Genomic DNA, 21,514 nt, shown 5'->3' on the forward strand with positions numbered 1-21,514 from the left:
GAGCGAGAAGGGCGGCGCTGCGGCTGAATGTGTGCATGGAATCTCCTTGAGTGCGGTCCGCAGGTGCTGGGGCCGAGCCTGCGTGAAACCATCAGACTGTAGCTTTTATTATCCGGTTCACTCAGTTACAACTTTGATACACATCAACCCCAAGATGAACGTGCGACGGGTATATTGCGGCGCTTGATGGCTGTGGCCGTTTGCCGCAGTTTGCCTGTGCGGGCTGCTGCTTGGTTATACTCGACGCGATCCGCCTGGAGCGCTCATCAGGAGAGCTCATGCTCGCCCCCGTTCAACTGCTTTCCGCCACTCGCCAGAACCTTTGGCGTCTGACCTTTATCCGCACCCTGGTACTGGCCGCTCAAGCCGGCTCGGTGGGGCTTGCCTACTGGTTCGATCTGCTGCCCTTGCCCTGGCTGCAACTGGCGATAACCCTCGGGTTTTCCATGGTGCTCTGCGCCCTGACCGCCATTCGCCTGCGCACCTCGTGGCCGGTCACGGAGCTGGAATACGCCGTGCAACTGGCCTGCGACCTGTTTATCCACAGTGCCTTGCTGTATTTCTCCGGTGGCTCGACCAACCCCTTCGTGTCCTATTATCTGGTACCGCTGACCATCGCCGCGGTGACGTTGCCCTGGCGCTATTCGCTGATCCTCTCCGGTATTGCCCTGGCGCTTTACACCCTGCTGCTAGCGCAGTTCTATCCGCTGGAGACGTTCCAGATCGCCCGGGAAAAGATGCAGATCTACGGCATGTGGCTGAGCTTTGCCCTGGCGGCGGCAGTGATTACCTTCTTCGCGGCGAAGATGGCCGAGGAGCTGCGGCGTCAGGAAGAGTTACGGGCGATCCGCCGCGAAGAGGGCCTGCGCGATCAGCAATTGCTGGCCGTGGCCACACAGGCCGCTGGTGCTGCCCATGAATTGGGTACACCCTTGGCGACCATGAGCGTGCTGCTCAAGGAGATGCGTCAGGATCACCACGATCCGCTGCTGCAGGACGATTTGAGCGTGCTCCAGGACCAGGTCAAGCTGTGCAAGGAGACCTTGCAGCAACTGGTCCGCGCCGCTGAAGCCAATCGTCGGCTGGCCGTGGACATGCAGGACGTCACCGACTGGCTCGACGAAGCCTTGAACCGCTGGCACCTGATGCGCCCGGAGGCCAGTTATCGTCTCCAGCGCCTGGGCCAGGGCACGGTGCCGCGCATGGCGCCGCCGCCGGACCTCACCCAGGCGCTGCTGAATTTGCTCAACAACGCCGCCGATGCCTGCCCTGAGGGGTTGCAGGTGACCCTGGACTGGAATGCCGAGGACCTCACCATCAGCATTCGCGACCACGGCGCCGGTGTGCCGCGGGCGATTGCCGAGCAGATCGGTAAACCATTTTTTACCACCAAGGGCAAAGGTTTCGGCCTGGGCCTGTTTTTGAGCAAGGCCAGCGTGACACGCGCCGGCGGCTCAGTGAAACTCTACAGTCATGAGGAAGGTGGCACGCTTACCGAGCTGCGCCTGCCCCGTGTTGCCCGAGGAGACGAACATGAGTGACGAGATCCAAGTCGAAGGCGAAGAACTGCCGCATTTATTGCTGGTAGACGACGACGCTACCTTTACCCGCGTCATGGCACGCGCCATGAGCCGCCGCGGTTTTCGCGTGAGTACCGCGGGTTCCGCCGAAGAAGGCCTGAGCATCGCCCAGCAGGACATCCCGGATTACGCTGCGCTGGACCTGAAAATGGATGGCGACTCGGGGTTGGTGTTGCTACCCAAATTGCTCGAACTCGATCCGGAAATGCGTGTACTGATCCTGACCGGCTATTCGAGCATCGCCACTGCTGTCGAAGCGATCAAGCGCGGTGCCTGCAATTACCTGTGCAAACCGGCGGACGCCGATGACGTGTTGGCCGCGCTGCTTTCCGAGCACGCCGACCTCGACACCCTGGTGCCGGAAAACCCGATGTCGGTGGATCGCCTGCAATGGGAGCACATCCAGCGCGTGCTGACCGAACACGAAGGCAACATCTCTGCCACTGCCCGCGCCTTGGGCATGCACCGCCGGACCTTGCAGCGCAAACTGCAGAAGCGTCCGGTTCGCCGCTGAACGGACACTGATCAGCTGCCTCAGACCTCGCGACAACCCGAGTCGATCAATTATGATCGGTTCAGTGCGTGTTCTTTACCTTATCGAGCCTGAACAATGAATCAGAACGCTGAGTATTCCGCGGTCAATGATGCTGTGCGTGGGCAGTTTTTGCGGCGGGTCTGGAAGATGACTACGCCGTACTGGCGCAGTGAGGAGAAAGGCAAGGCCTGGACGCTGTTAATTGCGGTGATCGCGCTGTCGTTGTTCAGCGTGGCGATCTCGGTGTGGATCAATAGTTGGTACAAGGATTTCTACAATGCGCTGCAACAGAAGGACGAAGCGGCCTTCTGGCAACTGATCCTGTATTTCTGCGGGATCGCCGCGGTGGCGATTCTCGGTGCGGTGTATCGGCTGTACCTGACGCAGATGCTGAGCATTCGCTGGCGGGCCTGGCTGACCGAGCAGCATTTCAGCCGCTGGCTCGGTCATAAGAATTACTACCAGTTGGAGCGGGGCGGCTACACCGATAACCCGGACCAGCGGATTTCCGAAGATCTCCACAGTTTCACCACCAACACCCTGGACCTTGGGCTCGGGCTGATCCGCACCGTGGTCAGTCTGGTCTCGTTCTCGATCATCCTCTGGGGGGTGTCGGGCAGTATCGAAGTCTTCGGCTACACCATCCCCGGTTATATGTTCTGGTGCGCGCTGGTGTACGCGGTGGTCGGCAGTTGGTTGACGCACTTGATCGGCAAGCGCCTGATCGGCCTGAACAACCAACAACAACGCTTCGAAGCCGACCTGCGTTTTTCCATGGTGCGGATTCGTGAAAATGCCGAAAGCATTGCGCTGTATAACGGCGAACCGAACGAGAACAAACGCTTGAGCAGCCGTTTCGGCATGGTCTGGCACAACTTCTGGGACATCATGCGGGTGTCCAAACGCCTGACATTCTTCACCGCCGGTTACGGGCAAATCGCAATCATCTTCCCGTTCATTGTCGCTGCGCCGCGCTATTTCAGCGGCAAGATCCAGCTCGGTGAGCTGATGCAAATCAACTCGGCGTTCGGCAACGTTCAGGAGAACTTCAGCTGGTTCATTACCGCGTATTCCGATCTCGCGGCCTGGCGCGCCACCTGTGACCGCTTGCTGAGCTTTCGCCAGGCCATGACCGACAACGAAAACCGGCCACCGGCGATCGATGTGCAGAGCCAGGGCGATGGACTGCACGTACACAACCTGGGGCTGGATCTGGCGGACGGCCGTCACTTGCTGTCTGGCGCCAACATGAGCATTGCGGCGGGTGAGCGACTGATGCTCAGCGGCCGCTCCGGTAGCGGCAAAAGTACTTTGCTGCGGGCCATGGGCCGGCTCTGGCCTGACGGCCACGGCAGCATCCGCGTACCAGCGCAGCGTTATCTATTCCTGCCGCAAAAGCCTTACCTGCCGATTGGCAGTCTGCGCGAAGCCCTGAGTTATCCACAGCCGGGGGACGTTTACCCGCATGAGCGTTACGTGCAAGTGCTGGAAACCTGCCGCTTGCCGCACCTGATTCCGCGTCTGGATGAGAGCAATCACTGGCAGCGCATGCTGTCGCCGGGCGAACAGCAACGCCTGGCCTTCGCCCGCGCGATGCTCTATGCGCCGCAATGGCTGTACATGGACGAAGCCACCTCGGCGATGGATGAAGAGGACGAAGCCGCGCTCTATCAAGCCTTGATCAACCAACTGCCGGGCCTGAGCATTGTCAGCGTGGGGCATCGCAGCAGCCTCAAACGTTTCCACGCAAGGCATGTGCGTATCGAGAGTGGCCACCTGGTCGAGCAAACAGTGACGGCGGCGTAGGTGATCGTACAACTCAGGTAAGCTATGATGTGGGCAATGTGGAAGCGGGTTTGCCCGCGAAAGCGATTCTTTTGAACCCGAGATAGATGCTCACCATGGAAAACCAGATCGACGCGCCACGCCTTCCACGCAAGCGCCGCAGCCTCGCGCAGGAACTGGTGACGGTGCTGTCCGAGCAGATTCGCGACGGCTTGCTCAAGCGTGGCGACAAGTTGCCCACCGAGTCGGCAATCATGGAGGCGCATGGCGTCAGCCGCACCGTGGTGCGTGAAGCGATTTCCCGCTTACAGGCCGCAGGCCAGGTCGAGACCCGTCACGGTATCGGCACCTTCGTGCTGGACACCCCGAGCCCGAGCGGCTTCCGTATCGATCCGGCGACCGTGGTGACCCTGCGCGATGTGTTGGCGATTCTTGAGCTGCGTATCAGCCTGGAAGTGGAGTCCGCCGGCCTCGCGGCACAACGTCGCAGCGCCGAGCAGCTGGCGTTGATGCGTGCGGCACTGGATGCCTTGAACGAAAGCGCGGCCCGTGCCAGTGACGCGGTGGCCTCGGATTTCCAGTTTCATCTGCAGATCGCCCTGGCTACCGGCAACCGTTACTTCACCGACATCATGACCCACCTGGGCACCAGTATCATTCCGCGCACCCGGCTCAACTCGGCACGCCTGGCCCATGATGACCAGCAGCACTACATGAACCGCCTGAGTCGCGAGCACGAAGAGATCTATGAAGCGATTGCCCGCCAGGACTCCGACGCGGCCCGTGCCGCCATGCGCCTGCACCTGACCAACAGCCGCGAACGGCTGCGCCATGCCCATGAAGAAGCGGAGGCACAGCGGGGCTAAGGTGTTTACGTTGCCTGAGTAGGAGCCGTCCGGCTGCTCCTACAAGGGTTCTGTGTTGTACACATAATTTGTGCCAAGTGCCGAGCCAGGTTTGCTCGGCTTGTAGCCCTTGAGCAGCAGATAGGTACTCCAGCCCCACCAGTCGCCGATCCGGTTCTGGTCGTCAAGATTGTTGACGTCGCTGCGGCGCAGCACTTTGTCTCCTTCCATGACGAATAACGGTGAGAAATTGCCGGAAGGGTTCTGTACGGCTTTCAGGTCAGGGATGTAGTCGAGTGCGATGTAGTTTTCGGGCGCAGGCAAGGTGCCCCTGATGAACGTGTCGAAGACTTCATCCACCGATCGCTGCACGGCCAGTTTGACCTGCCTGCAATTGGCGCTGTCGAGGGTGTCGAAGTAGCGCTTGTCGCCATAGGCACGCCATTTGTCGCCCCGGGCGTTGCTGACATTGAGCCCGAACTTGCTGTCTTCATCGTGCATGAATCGAGTGATCAGTGAGCCCAGATCGCTCGGGGTCACGACTGCCGCCAGCTGTTTGCGCGGAACGCGAAGGTGCCCGGCGGAAAACAGATCGGTCAGGAAATGGTCGGCGAAGGCGTTCATGGCGTAGGCCAGTTCCAGTTGCCTATCATCGCCACTGTTGTGCGCCAGCACCGCCTGATGCAATGCCGCGGTATGACCGGCCACATAAGCCAGCAGCGCCCATTCACCAAAGTGGTCGACGTTGTTCGCTGCCAGCTTCAGGTAGCGCCCCAACGGGAACAGCGAGGAAACAAGACTGCCACCGCCGGTGACCCCGTTCGACTCCTCGGACAACGTATCTCCCAGGAACTCGTAGACTTCGTGGGGCTGATTGCCGTCCCTGATAGCCAGGTTGGTGGCGATAATTGCCTTCTGCATGACACTGAGGATTTGCCTGGCTTCGTCCTTTGCCGTGGGCGATACCGCCAGAGAATTGAAGGCTTCCAGAAAACGCTGAAGTCGATTGGCAGGCGTTGCTCCTTCGCAAATCGGTTGTTCAGGGAGGCCATAGAAATCACCCCCCAGGGCAACGATCTGCCCATAGGTCAGCACCAGGCTGTTGGGCAGGCGCAATTGCACTTGTCCGGCGGGAATACCCGCCGCGTCCTTGACGAGGCGCAGCAAGGTACTGTCGCCAATCGCGGTGTGCTCTGCACCCTCGAACCTCAGTATTGGCGAGGCTTTCAGGCCACTGCCTGGCAGGTTGGAGATCACTCCTGGCGGGTAATAGTTGTTGTCGGGTTGGTCGTCGGCGACCAGCCTCAACGTATCGCCAGCGGCCGAAACCCGAATGCCGTGCTCGGTAAAAAGGTTATCCGGATCAGCAATGACTTTGCTGTCCGGGCTCAAGCGTTCCTGCGGTTGGACGTGTAGACCGGACATTCTCAGCTCCTTGATATGCCGTAAATGTTCTCTCGATAAGCTGTATGTATATACAGTATATGTCGATCATAGATGAACCCCGGCTTGCGTCAAGAAAGTCATTGTTGCGGCCCCTATCTACGGCTCCGGCGATGAAATGCAGTTGACGATTGAATTTTTGGTTGTACGATGACGTATGACATCAGCGACGGCTGACTTAACCTTTCATCACAACGTGTTTCCCAGGGTGTTCGAATAATGAATCCACAAGAACTGAAGTCCATCCTCTCTTCCGGTCTGCTTTCTTTCCCGGTTACCGATTTCAATGCCCAGGGTGATTTTCACCGCGAGGGCTATATCAAACGTCTCGAATGGTTGGCCCCGTATGGCGCCTCAGCCCTGTTCGCGGCGGGCGGCACGGGTGAGTTCTTCTCCCTGGCGGCCAGCGAGTATTCGCAAGTGATCAAGACCGCCGTCGACACCTGCGCCAACAGCGTGCCGATCCTCGCCGGTGTCGGTGGCTCGACTCGCCAGGCTATCGAGTACGCTCAAGAAGCCGAGCGTTTGGGCGCCAAAGGCTTGCTGCTGTTGCCACACTACCTGACCGAAGCCAGCCAGGACGGCGTTGCCGCCCACGTCGAAGCGGTGTGCAAATCAGTCAACATCGGGGTGATCGTCTACAACCGCAACGTCTGCCGGCTGACCGCGCCATTGCTGGAACGCCTGGCCGAGCGTTGCCCGAACCTGATCGGTTACAAGGACGGTATCGGTGATATCGAGTTGATGGTGTCGATCCGTCGTCGCCTCGGCGATCGCTTCAGCTACCTCGGCGGCCTGCCGACCGCGGAGGTTTACGCCGCTGCCTACAAGGCGCTGGGCGTGCCGGTTTACTCCTCGGCGGTGTTCAACTTCATCCCGAAAACCGCGATGGATTTTTACCGCGCCATCGCCCGTGAAGATCACGCCACCGTCGGCAAGATCATCGACGACTTCTTCCTGCCGTACCTGGACATCCGCAACCGCAAGGCCGGTTATGCGGTGAGCATCGTCAAGGCCGGGGCAAAAATCTCCGGCTACGACGCAGGTCCGGTCCGTACCCCGCTGACTGATCTTTTGCCAGAAGAATACGAAGCACTGGCGGCGCTGATCGACAAGCAGGGCGCGCAGTAAACAATTCACCAGGGCCGCTGAGCAATCAGCGGCCTTTTGCGTAAGGAGATTGCTCGTGTCTGATGTCAAACGATTCGAAAACTACATCGGCGGCCAATGGGTCGCTGGCGCCGACTACTCGACCAATATCAATCCGTCCGAGTTGTCGGATGTCATCGGCGAATACGCCAAGGCTGATCTGGCCCAGGTCAATGCCGCCATCGATGCTGCTCGCGCGGCGTTCCCGGCCTGGTCCACTTCGGGTATCCAGGCACGCAGTGACGCGCTGGATAAAGTCGGCAGCGAGATCCTCGCCCGTCGCGAAGAACTCGGCACGCTGCTGGCTCGGGAAGAGGGCAAGACCCTGCCCGAAGCCATTGGTGAAGTGAGCCGCGCCGGTAACATCTTCAAGTTTTTCGCCGGTGAATGCCTGCGCCTGTCGGGCGATTACCTGCCATCGGTGCGTCCTGGCGTCAACGTCGAAGTGACCCGCGAAGCGCTGGGTGTGGTCGGTCTGATCACCCCGTGGAACTTCCCGATTGCGATCCCTGCCTGGAAGATCGCTCCGGCGTTGGCCTACGGCAATTGCGTGGTGCTCAAACCGGCCGAACTGGTGCCGGGTTGCGCCTGGGCCTTGGCGGAAATCATCTCCCGCGCCGGCTTCCCGGCCGGTGTGTTCAACCTGGTAATGGGCAGCGGGCGAGTGATCGGCGACGCCATGGTCAACAGCCCGAAAGTCGACGGCATCAGCTTCACCGGTTCCGTGGGCGTTGGTCGGCAGATCGCGGTCAACTGCGTATCGCGTCAGGCCAAAGTTCAACTGGAAATGGGCGGCAAGAACCCGCAAATCATTCTCGACGATGCCGACCTTAAACAAGCGGTCGAGCTCTCGGTACAGAGCGCGTTCTACTCCACCGGCCAGCGTTGCACCGCGTCGAGCCGCTTCATCGTCACCGCCGGGATTCACGATAAATTCGTCGAAGCCATGGCCGAGCGCATGAAGTCGATCAAAGTTGGCCATGCGTTGAAATCCGACACCGACATTGGTCCGGTGGTCTCGCAGGCGCAGCTTGAACAAGACCTGAAGTACATCGACATCGGTCAGTCCGAAGGTGCGCGTCTGGTCAGCGGCGGTGGTCTGGTGACGTGTGACACCGAAGGCTACTTCCTTGCGCCGACACTGTTTGCCGACAGCGAAGCTGCGATGCGCATCAGCCGCGAAGAGATCTTTGGCCCGGTGGCCAACATCGTTCGCGTGGCCGACTACGAATCAGCGCTGGCCATGGCCAACGACACCGAATTCGGTCTGTCGGCGGGCATCGCCACCACGTCGCTGAAGTACGCCAACCACTTCAAACGCCATTCCCAGGCCGGGATGGTGATGGTCAACCTGCCGACCGCCGGCGTCGATTACCACGTTCCGTTTGGGGGTCGAAAAGGTTCATCCTATGGTTCTCGCGAGCAAGGTCGCTACGCGCAAGAGTTCTACACCGTTGTAAAAACCGCCTACGTCGGCTCCTGACAACACAATGCCGGCAACTACGTCGGCAATGACGACACCGCACCACCGGCGTAGGAGCTGCCGCAGGCTGCGATCTTTTGATCTTCAGCGCCATCAAGGGTGCCAAGTATCAAGATCAAAAGATCGCAGCCTGCGGCAGCTCCTACAAGGGAATACAAGATTCACCCGCGCATAAAAACAATCAGTGGGAGTACCTCTACATGCAAGCGACCAAGCCAACGCATGTCCGTTATTTGATTTTGCTCATGCTGTTCTTGGTGACCACGATCAACTACGCAGACCGCGCGACCATCGCCATCGCAGGCTCGAGCCTGCAAAAAGACCTCGGCATCAGTGCCGTCACCCTGGGCTATATCTTCTCCGCATTTGGCTGGGCCTACGTGGCCGGGCAAATCCCCGGAGGCTGGCTGCTCGATCGCTTCGGCTCGAAAAAAGTCTATGCGATGAGCATCTTCACCTGGTCGTTGTTCACCGTGCTGCAAGGCTATGTCGGTGAGTTCGGTGTTTCCACCGCGATCGTTGCGCTGTTCATGCTGCGCTTTCTGGTAGGGCTGGCCGAAGCGCCATCCTTCCCGGGTAACGCGCGCATTGTTGCGGCCTGGTTCCCCACCGCTGAACGCGGCACGGCCTCGGCGATTTTCAACTCGGCGCAATACTTCGCCACGGTGCTGTTCGCGCCGCTGATGGGCTGGATCGTCTACTCCTTCGGCTGGCAGCACGTGTTCATCGTCATGGGCGTGATCGGTATCATTTTCTCGCTGGTCTGGCTGAAAGTTATCCACAGTCCGCGCCAGCATCCGATGATCAACGAGGCCGAGTTCAAGCACATTGCCGACAACGGCGGCCTGGTCGATATGGATCAGGACAAAGGCCATGGCAAACGCAGCGATGGCCCGAAATGGGACTATCTGCGCCAGCTGCTGACCAATCGCATGATGCTTGGTGTGTATCTTGGCCAGTACTGCATCAATGGCATCACTTACTTCTTCCTGACCTGGTTCCCGGTGTACCTGGTTCAGGAGCGCGGCATGACCATTCTCAAAGCGGGTTTCATCGCGTCGTTGCCGGCCATCTGTGGCTTCATCGGCGGCGTGCTGGGCGGGGTCATTTCCGACTATCTGCTGCGCAAGGGCCATTCCCTGACCTTCGCCCGCAAGGCGCCGATCATTGCTGGCTTGCTGATCTCCAGCAGCATCGTGGCCTGCAACTATGTGGACGTTGAATGGATGGTCATCGGCTTCATGGCGCTGGCGTTCTTTGGCAAAGGTGTGGGTGCACTGGGCTGGGCCGTGGTGTCCGACACGTCGCCGAAACAGATCGCCGGCCTGAGTGGTGGCCTGTTCAACACGTTCGGCAACATCGCCTCGATCACCACGCCGATTGTCATCGGTTACATCATCAGCTCCACGGGCTCGTTCAAATGGGCGCTGGTGTTCGTCGGTTGCAACGCACTGTTGGCAGTGTTCAGTTATCTGGTGATCGTCGGCCCGATCAAGCGTGTAGTGCTCAAAGAGCCGCCGAGTACCGATCCTGAGCTCACCAAACTTTCTCAAGCTCATTCCTGAGGGCGGCGTCATGCAGTTGATTGAACATTCCGATTCGCCGCGCTACATCCGTCTGCACGAACTGGATAACGTCGTGACAGTGGTTAACGACCAGGGGGTGCCGGCCGGCACCGAGTTCCCGGACGGTCTGGTCACCGTGGATTTCGTCCCGCAGAGCCACAAGGTGACGCTGGTGGATATTCCCGAAGGCGGCCAGGTGATTCGTTACGGCCAGACCATCGGTTATGCCTTGCAGCCGATCCCGCGTGGCAGCTGGGTCAAGGAAGATCAACTGCGCATGCCCACCGCGCCACCGCTGGACAACCTGCCGCTGTCCACCGATGTGCCGGCTGCACAGGCGCCGCTCGAGGGGTTTACCTTCGAGGGTTATCGCAACGCCGACGGCACCGTCGGCACGAGAAATATTCTCGGCATCACCACCACTGTGCAGTGCGTCACCGGCGTGTTGAATCATGCGGTCAAGCGTATTCGTGACGAGCTGCTGCCCCAGTACCCGAACGTCGATGACGTGGTGGCCCTGACCCACAGCTATGGCTGCGGCGTGGCGATTACCGCCACCGATGCCTACATCCCGATCCGTACCGTGCGCAATCTGGCGCGCAACCCGAATCTGGGCGGCGAAGCACTGGTCATCAGCCTGGGCTGCGAGAAATTGCAGGCCGGCCAGGTGATGCATGAGAACGACAGCTCGGTGGATCTCAGCGAGCCGTGGCTGTATCGCTTGCAGGATTCCAGTCACGGTTTCACCGAGATGATCGAGCAGATCATGGAACTGGCCGAGACCCGCTTGAAGAAACTCGATCAACGTCGTCGCGAAACCGTGCCGGCGTCCGAGCTGATTCTGGGCATGCAGTGCGGTGGCAGTGATGCGTTCTCCGGGATCACTGCCAACCCGGCGCTGGGGTATGCCTCGGACTTGCTGTTAAGAGCGGGCGCGACGGTGATGTTTTCCGAAGTGACCGAAGTGCGTGATGCCATCTACTTGCTGACCGCGCGCGCCGAGACCGAAGAAGTCGCCCAGGCGTTGGTGCGCGAGATGGACTGGTACGATCGGTACCTGGCCAAGGGTGAAGCCGACCGCAGTGCCAACACCACGCCGGGCAACAAGAAGGGCGGGTTGTCGAACATTGTCGAGAAGTCCCTGGGCTCCATCGTCAAGTCCGGCAGCAGCGCGATCAATGGGGTGCTGGGCCCGGGTGAACGCTTCAAGCGCAAAGGGCTGATTTTTTGCGCGACGCCGGCCAGTGATTTTGTTTGCGGAACCTTGCAACTGGCGGCGGGGATGAACCTGCATGTGTTCACCACCGGCCGCGGCACGCCCTATGGTCTGGCGATGGCGCCAGTGGTGAAGGTTTCGACCCGCACCGAACTGGCCCAGCGCTGGCCGGACCTGATCGACGTCGATGCCGGGCGAATAGCCACGGGGCGGGCTTCTATTGAAGAGCTCGGCTGGGAACTGTTCCACTTCTATCTGGATGTGGCCAGCGGCAAGAAACAGACCTGGGCCGAGCAGCACAAGCTGCATAACGACATTACCTTGTTCAACCCGGCGCCTATCACCTGACACCGCGTTATCGTTCATCGCGAGCAAGCTCGCTCCCACAGAGATCTCCGGTGTGCACACATTGTGTGTCACAAAGAAGATCTCTGTGGGAGCGAGCTTGCTCGCGATAGCGGTCTACCAGACGCAGATGCTCTTGCTGGCTTATCATTAGCCCCCTAACGACAGGCACAAGGTTCACCCGGCATGCTGGCAATCTTTCTCGAAACGCTGAATATCACCGCGCCGGTGTTTGCCATGTTGTTTTTGGGGGTATTGCTCAAGCGCATCGACTGGATCAACGACAACTTTATCCACACCGCGTCGGCCCTGGTGTTCAACGTCACCATGCCGGCGTTGTTGTTTCTCGGCATCCTGCATGCCGATCTGCATTCGGCATTGCAGCCTTCATTGTTGATTTATTTTTCCATTGCCACGCTGGCCGGTTTCGCGATTGCCTGGGGTTGGGCGATCTGGCGTTGCCCGCGGGAAGACCGTGGGATCTATACCCAGGGTGCGTTTCGCGGTAACAACGGGGTGATCGGTCTCGCGTTGGCAGCAAGCATGTATGGCGATTACGGGATTTCCCTCGGAGCGATTCTCGCGGGCCTGGTGATCCTGTTCTACAACACCCTGTCGAGTATTGTGCTGGCGGTCTACAGCCCGGTGATCAAGTCCGATCCGTGGAGCATTTTTAAAAGCGTGCTCAGTAACCCGCTGATCATCAGCGTAATGGCTGCCACGCCGTTCGCCTATTTCCAGATCGGCCTGCCCGACTGGCTGGAAACCTCCGGCGGTTACCTGGCAAAGATGACGTTGCCTCTGGCACTGATCTGCATTGGCGGTACCCTGTCACTGGCGGCATTACGCAAAAGTGGTGAGATGGCGTTGAGCGCAAGCCTGGTGAAGATGATCGGTTTGCCGGTGCTGGCAACCCTTGGGGCCTGGTTGTGCGGGTTTCGTGGGCCGGAGTTGGGGATTCTGTTTCTGTACTTCGGTAGCCCGACCGCCGCCGCCAGCTTTGTCATGGCCCGCCAGGCCAATGGCAATCACGAGTTGGCGGCGGCGATCATCGTGATCACCACGTTGATGGCTGCGGTGACCACCAACGTCGGGATCTTTTTGTTGCAGTGGGGTGGGTGGATTTAACGGTCGCCTTCATCAATCAGGGTCTTGCAAGCCGGTTCCATAGCTGGCGGTACAACTGTTGGATATCGCTTGGGCGTGATCTGTACCGGTGTGGTGGCGACAAAGCCATCGGCAAAAGTCGCTTCGACAAACGTCGCCTTCCATCCATTGTCAGGTGTGTCGATCAATACCTGCGCGTTCAGCGGGTCGATAGGGATGATTTCCTTGGCCTCATAACGAATGCCGCACGGGTAACGAAAGTCTCGAGCTATTGGATTCAGGGCGGTCCACTGAGTCACCTTGACCGGGGCTTCGGGAAAATGGAGCGAGATGGTTTCCCGAGCCAGATTTATTGTCGAGCGTGCGGTAATGCTCGGTAGCGGGCGATCCTGTTGCCAGCGATTGATCACCGGGATCAGCGAGTTTTCGACAAGTTGCTGGATGCCGTAATGGCTGGCATTGGGCGCGACCCGTAAAGCTTTCGGGCCGGGCAGTTGGTCGAAATAGAAGTCTGTATTGTCCGGTACGAAAAAATCGTCGCTACTGGCGTTGACGATGTATTTCGGTATCGACAATCGCTCGGCATAGGCACTGTCCAGATAGCTCAGCGGATCTTCGATTTTCAGCAGCTTGGCGAAGTTCTCGCTGGTGCGTTGTCGGGTAATACCTTCGTGGTGATAGTCATAAAACGCTAACGGCCAGCTTTTTCCGTAGGTTTGGTAGGTGTGTTCGAGCACTTTACCCATACCCAGGATGTCGATCACAAACGGCACAATGGCGTTGATCCGGTCATCGGCAATTGCAGATAGCCAGGCTGCCCATGCACGCTTCGACGCGCCGCTGGCGATGAAGTGCTCGATCTGCCAAGGCTGTAATTCTTTTTGTGCGAGATCCATCGCCTTGACCACGGCCGCCATCATCGGCAGGTGCAGCGACATGAACGGACGCGCCTCAGGATCGTCGAGAAATAACTTCCAGCTGTGGGCGACGCTGGCATCTTCTTTACGGGCGATGCCATCATCGGTATAGGTCAAGTACTGATTGGGGATGTTGCTGACTGAAATGACGATCGTGCGGGTTTTGCGCGCAACTTCAAGTGCCATGGCTTCAGTGAAGTCCGAAGGCCCGCTTATACCTTTGTTACCCATGGCAATGTTGATTCCATTATTCGCCACTAATAATGCTCGGCCGTGCAGGGCGTCGCTGGGAATATAAATATCGACATCGTGTTTCCATTGTTCAGGGCTGACCAGTCCCTGTGGCGACCACTCCTGAGAGGCAAGTTCAAAGCTGCGCTTCTCAATATCCGGAAACAGTTGTGTACCTTTTGCGGTATAAAGTAAAGGTTTTGAAACTTGAGCCTTTTTATAGCAATTCAGGACTTCGCTGAAGTCGTAAGAATTGGCCTCGAAGCATGCCGGGGCCGAAGTCGCGGCGTGTACCGTGACGCTGCCGAGCAAGCCCAGCAGTAATAGATTCGATAGCATGACACGAACGCCAGATCGCAACATACAGACCTCTTTGGTATTTATAGATGCGAATTGAGGATGGACGTAACTGTGCGGCCACTCACTACGCTTGAGGATGCGCAGTGCATTGTGTCGTAAAGAGGCGCAGGTGTAAGTTGTTGTGAAGGGTTATTTCTTATCGAAATATTTGTAAGTAGGGAAATTCCGTCAGCTGCGTCATAGCGCAGTAATTAAGGGCTGTTCGACAGGTTGGTAAACATTATCATCCAACCGTCGAACGATTTATTCAGGAAAGAAATTTTAGTTTCGTGTCGTCATTGCGGTTTCTGATACTCATCAATCACTTCCTGCGCCGCCCGAAACGCATCGACCGCCGCCGGCACGCCGGCGTACACCGCGCAGTGCAGCAGCGCTTCACGAATCTCTTCCACGGTGCAGCCGTTATTCAGTGCGCCGCGAACGTGACCTTTGAGCTCCTGTGGACACTTCAACGCCGTGAGAGCGGCGAGGGTGATCAGGCTGCGGGTTTTCAGCGGCAAGCCTTCGCGGTTCCAGACACTGCCCCAGGCATGTTCATTGATGAAGTCCTGCAGCGGTTGGGTGAACTCGGTGGCGTTGCCCAGTGCGCGGTCGACGAAGGCATCGCCCATTACCTGGCGGCGCATTTCAATGCCGGAATTTTTTGGGTCGGTCATAGCGATTCTCTCTTGTGTTGGCGGCGCCAGGTGAACAGGGAGGTGAACAGCAGAAACACTACCAGCGCCGGCAGGACGAAAAACAGCATCAAGTGTTCGAGCTTGCCGGCCAGCGGCATGCCGGTGGTGAACGCCACCACGTGCAGCCCATAAGCCAGGTACAGGCTCAGAAACAGCAAACCTTCAGCCCGAGTAATCCGGTAGCCTGAATAAAACACCGGCAGACACAGCACGGCGACCCCGAGCATGACCGGCAGGTCGAAATCCAGGGCGTTGGGCGACACCGATAACGGCATTGGCGCCACCAGCGCGGTGAAGCCCAGCACCCCCAGCAGGTTGAACAGATTGCTGCCGATCACATTGCCCACGGCGATATCGCGCTGACCGCGAAAGGCGGCCATCAGCGAAGTGGCGAACTGCGGCAGCGAAGTACTGACGGCCACGATGGTCAGCCCGATGATCCGTTCCGATAACCCCAGGTCGGTCGCGACCTCGACCGCAGCGTCGAGCAGCAGATGACCGGCGAACACCAGCAGTGCCAGGCCGCACATCATCAGCAGCAGGCTGCTGAGCCATGGTGCACGACTCCTGGCAGGAGCGTCGTCGTGGGCAGGTCGAGGGCGAGCGGAGCGCCGTGACTGACGCAGCAACAGGCCGAGATACAGCACCAGCCCCGTCAGCAGTAGCAGGCCATCCAGCGGCGTCAGCTCTTCGTTGTAGGCCAGTACGAATACCAGCAGGCTGGCGCCGATCATCAACGGAATGTCCAGCCACACCAGTTGCCGGGAAACCCGCAATGGAATGATCAGTGCTGACAGACCCAGGGTGACGAGGACGTTGAAGATGCTGCTGCCAATCACGCTGCCGACGGCAATGTCGGCGTTTTCCGAGAGGGTCGCTTGCAGGCTCACGGCCATCTGTGGCGCGCTGCTGCCGAAGGCGACGATGCTCAGGCCGATGATCAGCGGACGGACTTTCAGCCGGGCGGCCAAGCGCATGGCACCGCGCACCAGCAGTTCGGCACCGGCAATCAGTAGTACCAGGCCGCTGAGCAGTTGAATCACACTCAGCAGTGGTAATTCGGCTAATCCGAAAATGGTCAGGGCTCCGTTGATCAGTTATTCAAGGCTTGCACGCGAACCCGTGCGGTACCGCTGCGCAACATGCCCAGCCGCTCGGCAGCCTCGCGCGAGACGTCGATCAAGCGGCCACGAGTATGCGGTCCGCGGTCGTTGATGCGCACCACGACGGTTTTGTCGTTACCCAGATTGGTGACCTTTACCCGAGTGCCAAACGGCAATCCGCGATGGGCGGCGGTCAAACCATGCTGGTTGAAACGCTCGCCGCTGGCGGTGCGTTTGCCTTGGTGTTTGGCGCCGTAATAGGAAGCGGTGCCGGATTTGTCATATCCGCGTGGGTCGATGTCTTGGCTGGCACAACCGGCCAATAGAGAGAGCAGGGCACAGGCGCTAAGCAGACGTTTCATTTGAAGGGTTCCCACAATAAATGTGGGAGCGGGCTTGTGTGGAGATTGGGCTTATTGTGGCGAGGGGGCTTGCCCCCGTTGGACTGCGCAGCAGTCCCAAAACTTGAAGACTCGCTCTGATACTACGCGAGTCCAACTATTGGGGTCGCTTCGCGACCCAACGGGGGCAAGCCCCCTCGCCACAAAAGCTCTGTGACCACTACAAGCCCGCTCCCACAGGGGTCGAGCCAGACTTTAGTTCTGGCTCCATACCTGTCAGCCTTCGAGCTTGCTTTTCAGCAGTTCGTTGACCTGTTGCGGGTTGGCTTTGCCTTTCGAGGCTTTCATCGCCTGACCGACGAAGAAGCCGAACATCTTGCCGCGCTTGGCTTCATCAGCCGCGCGGTATTGTTCGACCTGTTCGGCGTTGGCCGCGAGCATTTCGTCGAGCACTCTGGAGATTTCGCCGCTATCGGTCACTTGCTTCAGGCCGCGCTTCTCGATGATCTCGTCGGCGCTGCCTTCGCCATTGGCCATGCCTTCGAAGACCATCTTGGCGATCTTGCCGGAGATGGTGTTGTCCTTGATGCGCAACAGCATGCCGCCCAACTGCTCGGCCGAGACCGGTGCCTGGTCGATTTCCAGGCCCTGTTTGTTCAACAGGCTGCCCAGCTCGACCATGACCCAGTTGGCCGCCAGTTTGGCGTCGCCGCTGGTGCTCACGACTTTCTCGAAGTAATCCGCTTGCTCACGGCTTGAAGCCAACACGTTGGCGTCGTAGACCGACAGACCGAACTGCTCCTGGAAGCGCTCGCGTTTCTGCGGTGGCAGTTCCGGCAGGGTGGCGCGGATGCCGGCGAGGAACGAGTCCTCGATGACCACCGGCAACAGGTCCGGATCGGGGAAGTAACGGTAGTCGTTGGCTTCCTCTTTGCTGCGCATGGCTCGGGTTTCGTCTTTGTTCGGATCGTACAGGCGGGTCTGCTGAATGACCCGGCCGCCGTCTTCGATCAGCTCGATCTGGCGTCGCACTTCGGTATTGATCGCCTTCTCGATGAAGCGGAACGAGTTGACGTTCTTGATCTCGCAGCGCGTGCCGTACTCGACCTGGCCTTTGGGGCGGATCGAGACGTTGCAGTCGCAGCGCAGCGAACCTTCAGCCATGTTGCCGTCGCAGATGCCCAGGTAACGCACCAGCGCGTGGATCGCCTTGACGTAAGCCACGGCTTCCTTGGCGCTGCGCATGTCCGGCTCGGAGACAATCTCCAGCAACGGCGTGCCGGCGCGGTTCAGGTCGATGCCGGTAGCACCGCTGAATTCTTCATGCAGGCTCTTGCCGGCATCTTCTTCCAGGTGCGCGCGGGTGATGCCGACGCGTTTGACGGTGCCGTCTTCCAGGGCGATGTCCAGGTGGCCCTTGCCAACGATCGGCAATTCCATCTGGCTGATCTGGTAGCCCTTGGGCAGATCCGGGTAGAAGTAGTTTTTGCGGGCGAATACGTTGTGCTGGCCGATTTCTGCATCGATGGCCAGGCCGAACTTGACCGCCATGCGCACCGCTTCCTGGTTCAGCACCGGCAGGACGCCGGGCATGCCCAGGTCTACCAGGCTGGCCTGGGTGTTGGGCTCGTTGCCGAACGTGGTGGCGCTACCGGAGAAAATCTTCGATTGGGTGGCGAGCTGGGTATGAATCTCCAGCCCGATCACGACTTCCCATTGCATAGTGTTCTCCTCAGAAGCCGGTAGGGGTGCGAGTGTGCCAGTCAGTGTTGAGCTGGTACTGGTGCGCCACATTGAGCAGGCGGCCTTCCTGGAAATACGGGGCGAGCAATTGCACACCGACCGGCAAGCCGTCGACAAAACCGGCGGGCATGGACAAGCCCGGCAGACCGGCGAGGTTGGCGGTGATGGTGTAGACATCTTCCAGATACGCAGCGACCGGGTCGTCGTTCTTGGTGCCGATCTTCCAGGCCGGGTTCGGCGTGGTTGGGCCGAGGATGATGTCGACCTCAGTAAAGGCTGCCATGAAGTCGTTCTTGATCAGGCGACGGATTTTTTGCGCCTTCAGGTAATAGGCGTCGTAGTAGCCAGCCGACAACGCGTAGGCACCGACCATGATCCGGCGCTGCACTTCGGTGCCGAAACCTTCACCGCGCGAACGCTTATAAAGGTCGGTCAGGTCTTTCGGGTTTTCGCAGCGATAGCCGAAGCGCACGCCGTCGAAACGCGACAGGTTGGAGGAGGCCTCCGCCGGCGCGATCACGTAGTACGCAGGAATCGCGTGCTGCATGTTTGGCAGGCTGATTTCCTTGATCACCGCGCCGAGCTTTTCCAGCTCCTTGACGCTGTTATGGATCAACTCGGCGATGCGCGGGTCGAGACCTTCGCTGAAGTATTCCTTGGGTACGCCGATGCGCAGGCCTTTGAGCGAGCCGTTGAGGCTGGCGCTGTAGTCCGGCACGGGTTCATCGATGCTGGTGGAATCCTGCGGGTCGAAGCCGGCCATGCCTTGCAACATGATCGCGCAGTCTTCGGCAGTGCGCGCCAACGGGCCACCCTGATCGAGGCTCGAGGCATAAGCGATCATGCCCCAGCGCGAAACGCGACCGTAGGTTGGTTTCAGGCCGGTGAGGTTGGTCAGTGCCGCGGGTTGGCGAATCGAGCCGCCGGTGTCGGTGCCGGTGGCAGCCGGCAACAGGCGAGCAGCCACCGCGGCCGCTGAACCGCCGGACGATCCACCGGGTACGTGTTCCAGGTTCCACGGATTTTTCACGGCGCCGTAGTAGCTCGACTCGTTGGCCGAACCCATGGCGAATTCGTCCATGTTGGTCTTGCCCAGGGTCACGGCCCCGGCAGCGGCGAGCTTGGCGACGACTGTGGCGTCATACGGCGCCTTGAAGTTGTCGAGCATCTTCGAGCCGCAGCTGGTGCGAATGCCCAGGGTGCAGAACAAGTCCTTGTGGGCGATCGGTGCGCCAAGCAGGGCACCGCTCTCACCGTTCGCGCGGCGTACGTCAGCGGCCTTGGCCTGCTGGAGCGCGAGGTCTTCGGTGAGGCTGATGAAACTGTTGAGCTGTGGGTCGAGCTGGGCGATACGCGCCAGCAGAACCTTGGTCAGCTCTTCGGATGAAAACTTTTTATCGGCGAGACCGCGGGCGATCTCGGCCAGAGTCAATTGATGCATTGCAGGCTCTTTCCCTTTAGTCGATGACTTTCGGAACCAGATACAGGCCGTTTTCGACCGCTGGTGCGATGGACTGATAGGCCTCGCGATGATTGCTTTCGGTCACCACGTCTGCGCGCAAGCGTTGGCTGGCTTCCAGTGGGTGGGCCAGAGGCTCGATACCGTCGGTATTCACAGCCTGCATTTCATCGACCAGTCCGAGAATGCTGTTCAGGGCCGAAGTGATGTGTGGAAGATCGGCATCATTGAGGCCAAGACAGGCCAGATGAGCGATTTTTTCCACGTCGGAGCGTTCAAGCGCCATGGGATTCTCCAGTGGAAGGAAAACAGAACGGATGCTATCCGTGTGTTAGATTGTCGGAACACTACCGCATTTCTACGGTCATAAGGCCGCGATTGTGGGGGTTGGTGCACAGAAAAGCGGTCAATTTAACATATTGGCGCCTTGCCCAAAATCCCTGTCGTTGTTAGAGTTTGCCGCACTTTTTTACCCACGCGTTGCCTAGGGTCCTTTCCCCATGTTCAAGAAACTGCGTGGCATGTTTTCCAGCGATCTTTCCATTGACCTGGGCACTGCCAACACCCTTATTTACGTGCGCGAGCGCGGTATCGTCCTGAATGAGCCCTCGGTTGTGGCCATTCGCACGCACGGTAACCAGAAAAGTGTCGTTGCCGTCGGCACCGAGGCCAAGCGCATGCTCGGCCGTACACCAGGTAACATTGCTGCCATTCGTCCGATGAAGGACGGCGTGATCGCCGACTTCAGCGTTTGTGAAAAAATGCTTCAGTACTTTATCAACAAGGTTCACGAAAACAGCTTTTTGCAGCCTAGCCCTCGTGTATTGATCTGCGTTCCCTGCAAATCCACCCAGGTTGAGCGTCGTGCCATCCGTGAATCGGCCCTCGGTGCCGGTGCCCGTGAAGTATTCCTGATCGAAGAGCCAATGGCTGCTGCCATCGGTGCCGGCCTGCCGGTTGAAGAAGCGCGCGGTTCGATGGTCGTCGATATCGGTGGCGGTACCACTGAAATCGCCTTGATCTCTCTCAATGGTGTGGTTTACGCCGAATCCGTACGGGTTGGCGGGGACCGCTTCGACGAAGCGATCATCACTTATGTGCGTCGTAACTACGGCAGCCTGATCGGTGAGTCCACCGCAGAGCGCATCAAGCAGGAAATCGGCACTGCCTACCCGGGCGGCGAAGTCCGTGAAGTCGACGTTCGCGGCCGTAACCTGGCTGAAGGCGTTCCACGTGCCTTTACCCTGAACTCCAATGAAGTGCTGGAAGCTCTGCAAGAGTCCCTGGCAACCATCGTTCAGGCCGTGAAGAGCGCTCTGGAGCAATCGCCTCCGGAACTGGCTTCGGATATCGCCGAGCGTGGTCTGGTACTGACCGGCGGTGGCGCCTTGCTGCGCGACCTGGACAAATTGCTGGCCCAGGAAACCGGTCTGCCGGTGATTGTCGCCGAAGACCCGCTGACCTGCGTTGCTCGCGGCGGTGGCCGTGCGTTGGAAATGATGGATAAGCACACCATGGACCTGCTCTCCAGCGAATAATTTCGCGGGATGCATCTATGCTGTTCCGCCCTCAGGCAGCACTTTGCAGTGCTGCCTGTTGGCGTTTATCTTCTGTCAATCTGTTCCAGGCC

18 protein-coding genes are annotated in these 21,514 nt (G+C 59.0%); 10 read left to right on the forward strand and 8 right to left on the reverse strand.

Features of this window, described 5'->3' with window-relative positions; all coding sequences use genetic code 11:
- Positions 1-278 precede the first annotated feature (278 nt).
- The 4 genes from F8N85_RS23080 to F8N85_RS23095 all read left to right on the forward strand — a co-directional run bounded on the left by F8N85_RS23080 (position 279) and on the right by F8N85_RS23095 (position 4,766).
- Complete coding sequence (locus F8N85_RS23080) at positions 279-1,541, forward strand: ATP-binding protein (protein ID WP_150805825.1); 1,263 nt, start codon at positions 279-281, stop codon at positions 1,539-1,541.
- The gene (locus tag F8N85_RS23085) at positions 1,534-2,094 is read left to right on the forward strand and encodes a response regulator transcription factor (protein WP_150645248.1); all 561 of its coding nucleotides are present in this window, start codon (positions 1,534-1,536) and stop codon (positions 2,092-2,094) included. Before F8N85_RS23080 ends, F8N85_RS23085 begins: the two co-directional genes overlap by 8 nt.
- 96 nt (positions 2,095-2,190) lie before the next feature.
- Positions 2,191-3,921, forward strand: a complete 1,731-nt coding sequence (locus tag F8N85_RS23090) for an ABC transporter ATP-binding protein/permease (RefSeq protein WP_150805826.1) — start codon at positions 2,191-2,193, stop codon at positions 3,919-3,921.
- A gap of 95 nt (positions 3,922-4,016) precedes the next feature.
- Complete coding sequence (locus tag F8N85_RS23095; RefSeq protein WP_150805827.1) at positions 4,017-4,766, forward strand: FadR/GntR family transcriptional regulator; 750 nt, start codon at positions 4,017-4,019, stop codon at positions 4,764-4,766.
- 39 nt (positions 4,767-4,805) lie between these two features.
- On the opposite strand, the gene F8N85_RS23100 is transcribed toward F8N85_RS23095, so the two are convergent.
- On the reverse strand, positions 4,806-6,170 hold the full coding sequence (locus F8N85_RS23100; RefSeq protein ID WP_150805828.1) for a phospholipase: 1,365 nt from the start codon (positions 6,168-6,170) through the stop codon (positions 4,806-4,808).
- A 237-nt stretch (positions 6,171-6,407) separates the two neighbouring features.
- Here F8N85_RS23100 and kdgD point away from each other — a divergent pair, with 237 nt between their 5' ends.
- The 5 genes from kdgD (at position 6,408) to F8N85_RS23125 (ending at position 13,074) form a co-directional block, all read left to right on the forward strand.
- Entirely contained in the window at positions 6,408-7,319 is a 912-nt protein-coding gene (gene kdgD / locus F8N85_RS23105) for a 5-dehydro-4-deoxyglucarate dehydratase (RefSeq protein WP_150805829.1), read from the forward strand.
- 55 nt (positions 7,320-7,374) lie between these two features.
- A complete protein-coding gene (locus tag F8N85_RS23110; protein ID WP_150805830.1) occupies positions 7,375-8,820 on the forward strand; it encodes an aldehyde dehydrogenase family protein in 1,446 nt (481 codons plus the stop codon).
- A gap of 77 nt (positions 8,821-8,897) precedes the next feature.
- The gene (locus F8N85_RS23115) at positions 8,898-10,385 is read left to right on the forward strand and encodes an MFS transporter (RefSeq protein ID WP_224795736.1); all 1,488 of its coding nucleotides are present in this window, start codon (positions 8,898-8,900) and stop codon (positions 10,383-10,385) included.
- A 10-nt stretch (positions 10,386-10,395) separates the two neighbouring features.
- Entirely contained in the window at positions 10,396-11,949 is a 1,554-nt protein-coding gene (gene garD, locus F8N85_RS23120; RefSeq protein WP_150805831.1) for a galactarate dehydratase, read from the forward strand.
- Between the two features lie 183 nt (positions 11,950-12,132).
- Positions 12,133-13,074, forward strand: coding sequence for an AEC family transporter (locus tag F8N85_RS23125; RefSeq protein WP_150805832.1), 942 nt, complete (start codon positions 12,133-12,135; stop codon positions 13,072-13,074).
- On the opposite strand, the gene F8N85_RS23130 is transcribed toward F8N85_RS23125, so the two are convergent.
- From F8N85_RS23130 to gatC, 7 genes are all read right to left on the reverse strand, one after another.
- Complete coding sequence (locus tag F8N85_RS23130) at positions 13,071-14,564, reverse strand: PhoPQ-activated pathogenicity-related family protein (RefSeq protein WP_150805833.1); 1,494 nt, start codon at positions 14,562-14,564, stop codon at positions 13,071-13,073. The two genes, F8N85_RS23125 and F8N85_RS23130, sit on opposite strands and share 4 nt — an antisense overlap.
- A gap of 272 nt (positions 14,565-14,836) precedes the next feature.
- Positions 14,837-15,217 carry a carboxymuconolactone decarboxylase family protein gene (locus F8N85_RS23135; RefSeq protein ID WP_150805834.1) on the reverse strand — a complete coding sequence of 127 codons (381 nt, stop codon included), beginning with the start codon at positions 15,215-15,217 and terminating at the stop codon, positions 14,837-14,839.
- The gene (locus F8N85_RS23140; protein WP_150805835.1) at positions 15,214-16,281 is read right to left on the reverse strand and encodes a calcium/sodium antiporter; all 1,068 of its coding nucleotides are present in this window, start codon (positions 16,279-16,281) and stop codon (positions 15,214-15,216) included. The genes F8N85_RS23135 and F8N85_RS23140 overlap by 4 nt, the downstream gene beginning before the upstream one ends.
- A gap of 50 nt (positions 16,282-16,331) precedes the next feature.
- Positions 16,332-16,703 carry a septal ring lytic transglycosylase RlpA family protein gene (locus F8N85_RS23145; protein WP_150805836.1) on the reverse strand — a complete coding sequence of 124 codons (372 nt, stop codon included), beginning with the start codon at positions 16,701-16,703 and terminating at the stop codon, positions 16,332-16,334.
- Between the two features lie 255 nt (positions 16,704-16,958).
- Positions 16,959-18,404 carry an Asp-tRNA(Asn)/Glu-tRNA(Gln) amidotransferase subunit GatB gene (gene gatB, locus F8N85_RS23150; RefSeq protein WP_150805837.1) on the reverse strand — a complete coding sequence of 482 codons (1,446 nt, stop codon included), beginning with the start codon at positions 18,402-18,404 and terminating at the stop codon, positions 16,959-16,961.
- A 10-nt stretch (positions 18,405-18,414) separates the two neighbouring features.
- Positions 18,415-19,866, reverse strand: a complete 1,452-nt coding sequence (gene gatA, locus F8N85_RS23155; RefSeq protein ID WP_150805838.1) for an Asp-tRNA(Asn)/Glu-tRNA(Gln) amidotransferase subunit GatA — start codon at positions 19,864-19,866, stop codon at positions 18,415-18,417.
- Between the two features lie 16 nt (positions 19,867-19,882).
- Entirely contained in the window at positions 19,883-20,170 is a 288-nt protein-coding gene (gene gatC / locus F8N85_RS23160) for an Asp-tRNA(Asn)/Glu-tRNA(Gln) amidotransferase subunit GatC (protein WP_007915356.1), read from the reverse strand.
- A 214-nt stretch (positions 20,171-20,384) separates the two neighbouring features.
- On the opposite strand from gatC, the gene mreB reads away from it, so the two are divergent.
- Positions 20,385-21,422, forward strand: a complete 1,038-nt coding sequence (mreB, locus tag F8N85_RS23165; protein WP_002555108.1) for a rod shape-determining protein MreB — start codon at positions 20,385-20,387, stop codon at positions 21,420-21,422.
- Positions 21,423-21,514: the final 92 nt, after the last annotated feature.

Source organism: Pseudomonas fluorescens, from assembly GCF_902497875.1.
Classification (GTDB): domain Bacteria; phylum Pseudomonadota; class Gammaproteobacteria; order Pseudomonadales; family Pseudomonadaceae; genus Aquipseudomonas; species Aquipseudomonas fluorescens_BR.

What these genes read in the sequence shown, in the direction of transcription:
- F8N85_RS23080 (WP_150805825.1), top strand. Translation starts at nt 279, where the DNA reads ATGCTCGCCCCCGTTCAACTGCTTTCCGCCACTCGCCAGAACCTTTGG.
- F8N85_RS23085 (WP_150645248.1), top strand. Translation starts at nt 1,534, where the DNA reads ATGAGTGACGAGATCCAAGTCGAAGGCGAAGAACTGCCGCATTTATTG.
- F8N85_RS23090 (WP_150805826.1), top strand. Translation starts at nt 2,191, where the DNA reads ATGAATCAGAACGCTGAGTATTCCGCGGTCAATGATGCTGTGCGTGGG.
- F8N85_RS23095 (WP_150805827.1), top strand. Translation starts at nt 4,017, where the DNA reads ATGGAAAACCAGATCGACGCGCCACGCCTTCCACGCAAGCGCCGCAGC.
- F8N85_RS23100 (WP_150805828.1), bottom strand. Translation starts at nt 6,170, where the DNA reads ATGTCCGGTCTACACGTCCAACCGCAGGAACGCTTGAGCCCGGACAGC.
- kdgD (WP_150805829.1), top strand. Translation starts at nt 6,408, where the DNA reads ATGAATCCACAAGAACTGAAGTCCATCCTCTCTTCCGGTCTGCTTTCT.
- garD (WP_150805831.1), top strand. Translation starts at nt 10,396, where the DNA reads ATGCAGTTGATTGAACATTCCGATTCGCCGCGCTACATCCGTCTGCAC.
- F8N85_RS23125 (WP_150805832.1), top strand. Translation starts at nt 12,133, where the DNA reads ATGCTGGCAATCTTTCTCGAAACGCTGAATATCACCGCGCCGGTGTTT.
- F8N85_RS23130 (WP_150805833.1), bottom strand. Translation starts at nt 14,564, where the DNA reads ATGTTGCGATCTGGCGTTCGTGTCATGCTATCGAATCTATTACTGCTG.
- F8N85_RS23135 (WP_150805834.1), bottom strand. Translation starts at nt 15,217, where the DNA reads ATGACCGACCCAAAAAATTCCGGCATTGAAATGCGCCGCCAGGTAATG.
- F8N85_RS23145 (WP_150805836.1), bottom strand. Translation starts at nt 16,703, where the DNA reads ATGAAACGTCTGCTTAGCGCCTGTGCCCTGCTCTCTCTATTGGCCGGT.
- gatB (WP_150805837.1), bottom strand. Translation starts at nt 18,404, where the DNA reads ATGCAATGGGAAGTCGTGATCGGGCTGGAGATTCATACCCAGCTCGCC.
- gatA (WP_150805838.1), bottom strand. Translation starts at nt 19,866, where the DNA reads ATGCATCAATTGACTCTGGCCGAGATCGCCCGCGGTCTCGCCGATAAA.
- gatC (WP_007915356.1), bottom strand. Translation starts at nt 20,170, where the DNA reads ATGGCGCTTGAACGCTCCGACGTGGAAAAAATCGCTCATCTGGCCTGT.
- mreB (WP_002555108.1), top strand. Translation starts at nt 20,385, where the DNA reads ATGTTCAAGAAACTGCGTGGCATGTTTTCCAGCGATCTTTCCATTGAC.